Origin of the sequence: Bacillus cereus group sp. MYBK101-2 (assembly GCF_051918845.1) — a bacterium.
GTDB lineage: Bacteria > Bacillota > Bacilli > Bacillales > Bacillaceae_G > Bacillus_A > Bacillus_A paranthracis.
The window spans coordinates 1-10,197 of sequence record NZ_JBQAIE010000033.1; the positions used below are offsets into that span (position 1 = coordinate 1).

Genomic DNA, 10,197 nt, shown 5'->3' on the forward strand with positions numbered 1-10,197 from the left:
AAAAGGTCACAACCCTTACGGACAGGAAAAAGGTGAGATTCCTTTTCGGTAGTTGGCATTTGACTTGGTTCGCCAACGATTTATAGATTTTTATAAGAATTTTAAACCAGGTAACTATGTTACAAAAATTCGGTTTCTCACAATATGAAAGCCAAGCTTACGAAGTTGTCGTATCAAGCAACGAGCCATTAGATGCTACAACGATTGTGAAGCATTCTGGCGTGCCAAAAGCAAAAATATATGAAGTGCTTGCACGTCTAATCGATAAAGGAATGGTAATGGATTCTGTTTCGGAGAAGAAAAAGATGTATACAGCATTACCACTCAAGCTAGCAATTGAAAAATTAACGACAGAATTTCAATCCAATATTAAAGAATTAGAGACAACTATATCGAAAAAATCATTTACAGATGACCGTGTGTGGAGCTTAAAAATGCAATCTTCTATTCGCGTTCAAAGTAAAGAGCTCATCGAAAGTGCAAAAGAATCAATTCGCATTTCAGCTTGGAACGATACTCTTTTAGAATATCTTCCGTTATTAGAAGAAAAAGCAAAACAAGGCGTCAAAACGGAATCCCTTATAGTTGGAAAAGTAAAAACAGACTTAGAAAACATGCATTTTCTAATCCCAGCCGAAGAGCCTAACGCGCTAGAGCGATACTTACTGCTCATCGTTGACGATCGTGAAATTTTATTTGCTGGTGTAGAACAAGAGTCATGGCAAGCGATGAAAACAATGTCACAACCTTTCGTAAAGTTCTTTACAGAATTTTTCTATCACGACGTTGCACTTGCAAAGATTACCCAGAAACACCATGACCTCTTTATGGAAGATGAGGAAATTAAAAGTTTATTGATGAAGTTGAGATACTAAAAAAACGCCTCTATTACAAGGCGTTTTTTTTCTACATTTCTTTTCTATTTTTCATTCTTAACACATAAGCACCAGCAATAATAAAACTAATTCCTAAAACGAATAAAACCGTAAATTCATTGCCGACGCCACCAGTAGCTGGTAATCGCACTTCATTATGAGTATTATGTTGTTGCACCTGCTTCACATCAGCGGAAGGTTTCACTTCTCCATTCGATGTTGGCTTATTCGGCTTAGAAGGAAGTGATGGCTTTTCTTCTTTCTTATTTTTCACAATATGTTTAATAATTTCTCCATCCTCTTTTATTTCAAATCCGAACGTCTCTTCATTTATTACATATCCATTTGGTGCTATTGTTTCTTTATACGTGTACTTTCCGTATGGTAGTTTGAATTTCGCTATACCTTGCTCATTTGTTTTTCCTTTTACTACTTCTTTCCCTTGTTCGTTGTAGATTGTAAACTCTGCATCTGGCAATTTCGTATTCCCATCCGCTATATCTACTTTCGTTATTTCTAATTCACCTTCTACTTTCTTATCTTGAACAATATGTTTAATAATTTGTCCATTCTCTTTTATTTCAAAGGCGAACGTCTCTTCATTTATTACATATCCATTCGGCGCTATTGTTTCTTTATACGTGTACTTTCCGTATGGTAGTTTGAATTTCGCTATACCTTTTTCATCCGTTTTCCCTTTTACTACTTCTTTCCCTTGTTCGTTGTAGATTGTAAATTCTGCATTCGGTAATTTTGTATTCTCATCCGCTATATCTACTTTCGTTATTTCTAATTCACCTTCTACTTTCTTATCTTGAACAATATGTTTAATAATTTCTCCATTCTCTTTTATTTCAAATCCGAACGTCTCTTCACTTATTACATATCCATTTGGTGCTATTGTTTCTTTATACGTATACTTTCCGTATGGTAGTTTAAATTTCGCTACACCTTTTTCATCCGTTTTTCCTTTTACTACTTCTTTCCCTTGTTCGTTGTAGATTGTAAACTCTGCATTTGGTAATTTCGTATTCCCATCCGCTACATCTACTTTCGTTATTTCTAATTCACCTTTTACATTTTCATTTTTCAACTCTAATACAGCAGTTTCACCAGTTTTCACTTCAATTTTTTTAACACTTCCGTCTAACACATATCCAGCTGGCGCTTGAATTTCTTTGACGCTATATATACCGATTGGAAGATTACCTAACTCCGCAATGCCCTTATCATTAGTCGTAACATTTTGTTTAAAGTTTTCATTAGAAACTTCAAACACCGCCCCTTTTAATAATTCCTTTTTTTCTCCTAATTTCATAATCTTTAAAGAGCCTACTGATTCCCAATTTACCACTAAATCTGTACTGATTTTCTCACTATTTCTTTGTAACAATACCGTTGTATTTTGAACTTTTTCTGATCCTTTAAAAGCTATTGCTTGTAAATTTGTTAAAGTAGACTTCACTTTCATTTTAAAATTACCACTACTCGTATCTTTCGGGATTAATATTTTAAATTTTTCGTTAATTGATAATATACTTTTTTCTTCTCCCTTTTCATTTACAATTCGAAGCCCTTTAGGAGCATTTTCAGGAAGAATTGTATAAGAGCCAGAAATCGCATTTGTTTGCACTGCATAGAATCCTGTTTCTAAATAATTCCCTTTTTGTGTAGCAGTTTGTGGATCTACAGGATTAACTTTAAAAAATATATCTTGTGATTCAGTTTCTTTTTTTGAAACCTCTACTAAACGCTTCATAAGATTATGTACTCGTTCATTTTTTGCAACTAAATCTTCTTCCGTTAATTCATTTGCTGCAATCCATACCGCTAATTGTGTAGCATAATGCGCCTCTTCTACTGTCACTACCCCTAATTCAGATGGGCTTTTTTGAGGATATCCATTTAATAAAATACGATATACAGCATCGGATGTTTTCCCCATTTCAGGCAAATCATCCCCATTGGGAGAACGTAAATCAGGCGTTAAACAATACGCAATACTACCCGAAGCCGTTTTAATTATTTCTGTCTTTATTTCACGCTGTTTCGACTTACTATAACTCCAATCCATTTTATATGTTTCTCTGTTCATTACTTCTGCCTTCACTTGCGGCATTGCAATTCCTAATAAAATAATAAGAGCACTTAAAAAACTAAACCATTTCCCTACCATCTTTCGTTTCATTCTCTCCACCACCATATATAAATTTCTACATGAAGCAATCTTACTGTTTCATTGTACTTATAGTGAAAAAAAGAGAATAGGTGGTTTTTTTGTAGTATCTTGTCGAATTGTTGAGAAAGTTTCAAAGTAATAAGCAACATTAAAATTGTTTGTTCTCATGCTGCTATTGACAAATGAACATTACATATTTTCAATTTTCAAACATACTAAAAAAGGCACTTTATAAGTGCCTTCATATCTTACGAGAAACAAATTTCAAATGAATACATATTACTTATCTTTTTCCTTTATCTCCATCAACAGCTCAATAATTTTCTCATTTTGCTCCACTTGTTTCTCTGAATTTTGATAAATGAAACGGACCCATCTAAAAATAAACGTGACCACAAATATTGGTATAAGGCTTAGTATCACTCCTACTAAATCATATGCCATTTTCTATCACCTCGCTATATACAACTTTCTCCATTCGCCTACCAAAACCTGCAATTTTTTACAAATTAAAAAAGAACCTATCAAACGATAGATTCTTCTTTTGCAAACTGAGTAGAACGTCCTCTCGTAATCGAGAAAATTGCACAAAGCAGCGCTAATATAATAAAGCCGCCTCCTACCCAAGCATTATATATAACAGACGATTTCTCAATAACAACTCCGCCTACTGTTGAACCGAGCGCAATTCCTAAGTGAAGGGCAGAGTTATTTAAACTTTGCTGAATACCAGCTGATTCCGGTGCAATTTCAATTAAATAATTTTGTTGTGCTGGCGAAATAGCCCAGCTCAGCATACTCCAAAGTCCCATCATAATAATGAACAGCGGGAATGAGAATGTCATCATCGGCAATAGGAAGATTGCACACGCAAATACGATAATAATTGAGATAATACTTTTCTTCGATCCCCATTTGTCAGCAAGAAAGCCCCCAAGGCCGCCTCCAAGTACCGCTGCGATTCCGAAAATGAAGTAAAATACACTAATCCAATTCGCTTCCACATGCATAACATCTTTTAAAAATGGTGTTAAATATGCATATAGTGTTAAATGACCTGTTAAAAATAAGAATGACGTTAACTGTGCACTGACGATTTTTTTATCTTTTAACGTAGCAATTTGCTCTCTTATTGATAATACCGATGTCGGTGGTACTTTCGTTAAAAATAGAGAAATACAAGCGATTGCTATAACTGTTAAGATTGAAATGAGTACAAATGGTGCACGCCATCCGTATGCATTTCCGAGTACAAGGCCAAGCGGTACTCCAAGTACAAGTGATCCACTAATCCCCATGAAAATGATTCCAATTGCACGCGCACGAAAATGCGGTTCTACAACGCTAGAAGCAAGTGTTACTGACAGTGCAATAATAAGCGAACCACTCGCCGCACAAATCACCCTTGAGAACATTAACATCCCGTAATTCACACTACATGCTGAAATAATATTTCCGATTAAGAAAATTGATAATGCCCCAACATACAATGTTTTTCTGTCAAACTTTCCTGTTAATGCTAATAAAACAGGACCTGATAAAGCAAATACTACTGAAAATATTGTGATTAGCTGACCAGCTGCACTAATAGATACACCTAAATCATTGGCAACTAAATCAAGCGTTCCTCCTATAATTAGCTCAACCGTTCCGACTACGAAAGCCGCGATAGCTAAAATATACACACGAAAATTCAAGTCTTTCCCCACGCTTTCTATTTTGGTTACTACGACTATAGTAACCAAAATAGAAATTGAAAACAAGTACAATTTTTTTACAGTAAAAAAGGTAGGCGTATGATACACCTACCCTTCAATCATGACACTTTATTCTTCTTATTTAAATACCAATACACCGGCAGCCCAGTAAAGACAATTCCAATTGATAAGAAACAACTTACCGGATCATTGATAATGGCACTACCAATTACAAAGAGCGAGCCGAAAATCGCAACGATTGGTACGATTGGGAATAACGGTACACTGTATGCACGCTCTTTATTCTTATTGCGCTTTCTTAAAATGAAGACGCCAATAAACGTCATTACATAGAAAATATAAATAATGAATACGGAAATCTCAGATAGCTTATTCGGATCACTAATAATCATTAAAATAATTCCTAAAATGATTTCAACAGTAATCGCATTTGCTGGTGTTTTAAATCTTGGACTTTCCTTTGCAATAAACTTAGCAAATGGAAGTTGTCCACGTTCTGCCATCGACATCGGGATACGTGGGAACGTTAAAATCTTTCCATTTAAACAACCGAAAATAGAAACGATAATACCGATACTAATAATTTTCCCGCCGTATTCTCCAAGTAGCATTCCTGCAGCTGTCGCTGTTGCATTTTCTCCAAGGTCTACAATTTGCGTTGCTGGTAATACATTCAATAATGCCAAATTAATTAATACGTAAGCAGCTGTTACAATTAAAATCCCAACTGTCATAGCTTTCGGTAATAACTTTGTTGGATTCTTCATTTCTCCGCCAATCGAAGCAAGTAAAATCCAGCCGTCATAAGCAAATAACGTTGCTAAAATTGCCATCCCGATACTTTGATTTTCTGATATTGGCACAACTACGTTAAAGATATCGCTATTCCCTTTCCAGAAACCTAACACAACAATTAATACGATTGGAATCATCTTTCCGATTGTCGTAATCGTTTGAACGATACCTCCGTATTTTGTTCCCATACTATTTACAACGCCAAGGAACACAACTGTTCCGATCGCAATTGGTAAATTCCATACTTTATCTAAATAGAAAAAATTAATCATTAAAGAACTAAAGTATAGCCCTAATGTTCCAATAATAGCTGGCCCATAAACAATTGTTTGCATCCAGCCTGATAAATATCCCCAAAAACTTCCGTAAATCTCCTCTAAGTACGTATACAACCCACCATTTTTCGGGATTTGCGCTCCTATTTCAGCTACTGTTAAACCACTTGCTAGCGTCAACAGACCACCAATTACCCAAGCAAGAATCGCCATATTAGAACTCCCTGAGTAATCTAATACGCTGCCTGGTTTCATAAACACACCAGACCCAATAATCGTTCCTACTACGATAGAAAGTGCTACCGTTAAACCAATTTTGTTCTTCTCATCATGATGCATGCTGCGTATCCTCCTTCCAATCCTAGTGTGATGCAAAAATGAAATAAAAAAACACTCCTCCCTAAAAAAGGGACGAGTGTTATATTCGTGGTTCCACCCTTGTTTCAATTCGCAAAGTAACATACTTCACCAATTTCTCAAGTCTAAAATAACGGTTTTTGCCGGCAAGCAATTACTAGATGTTCGTTCACTGCTGCAGTTCAGAGGTGGTAATCCATTTTTTCGTATTAGGAAGCTCACAGCCAAAGGCTTCCCTCTCTGAGAATCGTAAAAAATTGATCGTGTCCTCATCATCACTTCTCGATGTCGAATTTTGTAGTTATTGTTCATTATATTGAATTGTTAGAAAAAATCAATATATTTTTTTATATAACATGCGAAATATTTCTCTTCTTATATTATAACAGAAGTTACGACACTTCTCTAATTTCCTAGTATCTTTGGAACAGTGTAGCGATAAAAAATTATATCAGCGATTTTTCAAATATATCGACCACAACTTAATTTATATCAGCGATTTTCAAAATATATCGACCGCAACTTAATTTATATCGGCGATTTTCGAAATATATCGATTTACCAACAAAAAACGACAATAAGTAAGAGGAGACTGTTCCAAAAACAGCCTCCTCGCATACGTATCTTCCGGTTGCCCACACGAAAGATATGTAATTCGCTTATTTATCTTCTTTGTTCATAAAAAACTTATGATGCGGAAGATCGACATTCAATGCCTCTAATTGTTTCTTTTCATTATCTAAAATCGCTTTTACTTTTGTTTTTGTTGCCTCATCTAATCCCGCAAAGATGTCTTCATGCTTCTCTTTCTCTGGAAGTTTCACACCTAGTTTTGTTAATTCTTCTTTTGCTTGCTTATGTGTTAATTTCCCGGACTTTTCCTGTTCAAAAATAGATTTTGCTTTTTCTTTCGCCTGTTCATCTAAATTAGCAAGCATATCTTTACGCTTACCCTTCTCCGGCATTTTCACGCCTAACTTCGTTAATTCCTCTTTTGCTTGTTCACGTGTTAATTTGCCGGATTTCTCTTGCTCTAAAATTGATTTTGCTTTTTCTTTTGTCGCTTCATCTAATCCCGCAAACATTTCTTTGTGTTTACCCTTTTCCGGCAACTTCACTCCTAGTTTTGTTAATTCTTCGTTTGCTTGTTCTCTTGTTAATTTTCCAGATTTCTCTTGCTCTAAAATTGATTTCGCTTTTTCTTTCGCCTGTTCATCTAATCCCGCAAACATTTCTTTATGTTTTTCTTTCTCTGGAAGCTTTACACCTAGCTCCTCTAACTGTTTCTTTGTATCATTCATAATCGTTTTTACTTTTTGTTTTGTAGCGTCATCTAAATCTTTTTTCGCCGTTTTTGTAGATTGCTCAGCTGCTGGAGTATTCGTTGCCGCGAATGCCGGGATGCCGACTCCCCCAATGATTCCGAATGATAAAGCACCTGCAATCGCTAAATACCCAACTGTTTTCTTCTTCATAGGAAATTTCCTCCTTCATATTTCTAATGCATGTACACTCTCGTATACAATGCCTATAGTAATGTTGGTTTCTTAACATTTCCTTAACGACTTCACAAAAAAACACCGCTCATCACGAGCGGCGTTATTCTATGCTTTTTGTAATTGTAATTCTTCACGTTCCATTATTCTTCTTAATACAATTGTTTGTGTCATTGTAAATAAGTTACCTGTTATCCAGTACAACACAAGTCCTGATGGTGCTGCGAATCCCATAAATAGAATCATTGCTGGCATCATAATTTGCTGCATCTTTAGCATCTGTACTTGTTCTCCAGGTGTAATATTAGATTGGAAAACTTTCATCTGAATAAATGTCGTTAATGCTGCAATAATCGGTAATATATGATAAGGATCTGCATGTCCTAAGTTCACCCATAAAAACGAAGATGTGCGAATCTCTTCTGTTCGGCTAATGGCATAATACAAAGCAGAGAAAATCGGCATTTGTATAAAGATTGGCCAGCAACCAGCAAGTGGATTCCAACCGCCTGATTTCATTAGTTCTGACATTTCTTTTTGATACTGTTTTTGTTTTTCAAGATCTTTACTTACATCACCGTATTTTTTCTTTAACTTCTGCAATTCAGGTTGCATTTTCTTCATTTTCGCTTGGCTACGATATTGCGAAACAGCTAATGGAATCATTGCTGAACGAATAACGAGCGTCATAATAATGATAGCAATCCCGAAGCTAGCTCCCGGTATATGATGAGCAACAAATTGAATCATAAACGAGATTGGATAGACAAAATAATGATCCCAAATTCCCGTACTATGTGCATCAATTGGGGCTGCATTACTGCAACCAGATAAAACAAAAACAAGTAATAATGATAAACTAACGAGCACAGCTCGGTATGATTTTAACATGTTCATTCCTCCAATGTTTCGTAATTATTTAGCGAAACATTGGTGTATACGGACCGACCTCGTCATTCTCTTCACTCGATTCTTGTCTGCGCACAGAACGAATCATTCCATATTTATAAAAAATAGAAAATAGCGGTACATTCCCCGCACTATCTTCACATGTATCAACTAACGCAAATGCTCTTTGTCTACCGCTCGATGCTTGCTGACGCACAAAGCGAGAAACGTTAGCAAGGAAGAAAACTTCTAATAAACAAAGTGCTGTCGTTACAAACGATATATATAGAATTGCATCCTGCAATAAAAATTCCATCGCTTCACATCCTTAATAAGGTCATTTTAGCACATTCGGCAAACATTCTCTATTTCCTTTTATCGTCAAAAAAAAGTATTTTGCATATTTTCTCAAGAAAATAATAATTAAGAAACATTGTATTCGCTTTCTTTAGTATATTCACACACATCAATGAATAGGCTTGATTTATTAGAAATTTATAAAATTTTTGCATTATAATAAAACTATTGCCAGTTTTTGAAAAAACCTTTATTCTCTTCTTGTAATCAAAAATGAATATGGAGATGAAACATACTATGGGTCAACTAGGAGACGCCGATTACGTTCCCGACACCGCCTTTTTATCCTTCCCAGCAGCTAAAACATTTCACTTAGAATTTATCATACAGTTGGTTGTTATTTTCGTAGCTTCTATTTTGTATGCAATTTCTATGAATATGTTCTTTATCCCGCATAACATGATTAGCGGTGGATTTGCTGGAGTAGGGATGATTATCGGTTATTTAATGCACTACAATATCGGTGCACTTATCTTTTTACTAAACATTCCTCTTCTTATTTTAAGTCACTTTTACTTAGGCAAGAAGACAACCTTTTTAACAGCGTACTTTGTAGCTGTATCATCGTTAGCGATGAACATTATCCCTGTACACCAAGTTTCAGACGATATTTTACTATCTTCTGTATTCGGCGGTGTAATCTGCGGAGCAGCTTCAGGAATCATATTCCGATTTGCTTCTTCAACAGGTGGTTTTGATGTTGTTGGATTGATTGTAGCGAAATATCGAGATGTTTCAATTGGAGCAATCATATTTGTATTCAACTTAATCTTACTTGTTGTAGCAGGATTTATTTTCGGATGGGATATTACACTTTATACGTTAATTAGTCGATTTGTAGTCAGCAAAGTGATCGATGCTGTGCATACGAAACATATTAAATTAACGATAATGACAATTACAGAAAAAGGCGAGGAAATAAAAAGCGCCCTACTACATCACGGCATACGTGGCGTGACAATGGTAGATGCTGTCGGCGGCTATACAAACCATAAGAAAAAAATGATTTACACTGTCGTGACTCGCTATGAGTTAGGCGAAATGAAACGTATTATCCGTCAAGTAGATAATAAAGCATTTATGAACATTACTGAAACAGTTGAAATTGTCGGCCGTTTCAAACGCATATAAAAAGGTCAATACATGAAAGAGGTTGTCCCAAAAGTAGCTGAATAGCTACTTTTGGGCAACCTCTTTCTTTACAGAAAATATAAAAAAGAATCGTCCATCTTTGATATAATTAAGTCACCACAACCA

The 10,197-nt window shown here is 35.5% G+C and carries 9 protein-coding genes and 1 other annotated feature; of the genes, 2 read left to right on the forward strand and 7 right to left on the reverse strand.

The window, feature by feature from the left end; all coding sequences use genetic code 11:
• The first annotated feature begins 116 nt into the window (after positions 1 to 116).
• The gene (locus ACTFSI_RS27605) at positions 117 to 875 is read left to right on the forward strand and encodes a TrmB family transcriptional regulator (RefSeq protein ID WP_000939492.1); all 759 of its coding nucleotides are present in this window, start codon (positions 117 to 119) and stop codon (positions 873 to 875) included.
• 31 nt (positions 876 to 906) lie between these two features.
• Here ACTFSI_RS27605 and ACTFSI_RS27610 read toward each other — a convergent pair whose 3' ends face one another.
• The 7 genes from ACTFSI_RS27610 to ACTFSI_RS27640 all read right to left on the reverse strand — a co-directional run bounded on the left by ACTFSI_RS27610 (position 907) and on the right by ACTFSI_RS27640 (position 8,899).
• Positions 907 to 3,063: a SpaA isopeptide-forming pilin-related protein gene (locus ACTFSI_RS27610; RefSeq protein WP_440045789.1), complete on the reverse strand. Its 2,157-nt coding sequence runs from the start codon at positions 3,061 to 3,063 to the stop codon at positions 907 to 909.
• A gap of 270 nt (positions 3,064 to 3,333) precedes the next feature.
• On the reverse strand, positions 3,334 to 3,498 hold the full coding sequence (locus ACTFSI_RS27615) for a hypothetical protein (RefSeq protein ID WP_000312827.1): 165 nt from the start codon (positions 3,496 to 3,498) through the stop codon (positions 3,334 to 3,336).
• 80 nt (positions 3,499 to 3,578) lie between these two features.
• Entirely contained in the window at positions 3,579 to 4,763 is a 1,185-nt protein-coding gene (locus ACTFSI_RS27620) for an MFS transporter (RefSeq protein WP_138320794.1), read from the reverse strand.
• A gap of 107 nt (positions 4,764 to 4,870) precedes the next feature.
• Positions 4,871 to 6,181: an APC family permease gene (locus ACTFSI_RS27625; protein WP_000546315.1), complete on the reverse strand. Its 1,311-nt coding sequence runs from the start codon at positions 6,179 to 6,181 to the stop codon at positions 4,871 to 4,873.
• 65 nt (positions 6,182 to 6,246) lie between these two features.
• Positions 6,247 to 6,484 (reverse strand) — a binding site (T-box leader).
• A 374-nt stretch (positions 6,485 to 6,858) separates the two neighbouring features.
• Entirely contained in the window at positions 6,859 to 7,674 is an 816-nt protein-coding gene (locus ACTFSI_RS27630) for a hypothetical protein (protein ID WP_044791215.1), read from the reverse strand.
• A 129-nt stretch (positions 7,675 to 7,803) separates the two neighbouring features.
• Positions 7,804 to 8,586, reverse strand: a complete 783-nt coding sequence (gene yidC, locus ACTFSI_RS27635; protein WP_044791216.1) for a membrane protein insertase YidC — start codon at positions 8,584 to 8,586, stop codon at positions 7,804 to 7,806.
• A 28-nt stretch (positions 8,587 to 8,614) separates the two neighbouring features.
• The gene (locus ACTFSI_RS27640; protein ID WP_000394930.1) at positions 8,615 to 8,899 is read right to left on the reverse strand and encodes a hypothetical protein; all 285 of its coding nucleotides are present in this window, start codon (positions 8,897 to 8,899) and stop codon (positions 8,615 to 8,617) included.
• A gap of 278 nt (positions 8,900 to 9,177) precedes the next feature.
• Between ACTFSI_RS27640 and ACTFSI_RS27645 the strand changes: the two genes are divergently transcribed.
• The gene (locus ACTFSI_RS27645) at positions 9,178 to 10,071 is read left to right on the forward strand and encodes a YitT family protein (RefSeq protein WP_000530037.1); all 894 of its coding nucleotides are present in this window, start codon (positions 9,178 to 9,180) and stop codon (positions 10,069 to 10,071) included.
• The last annotated feature ends 126 nt before the right edge of the window (positions 10,072 to 10,197 follow it).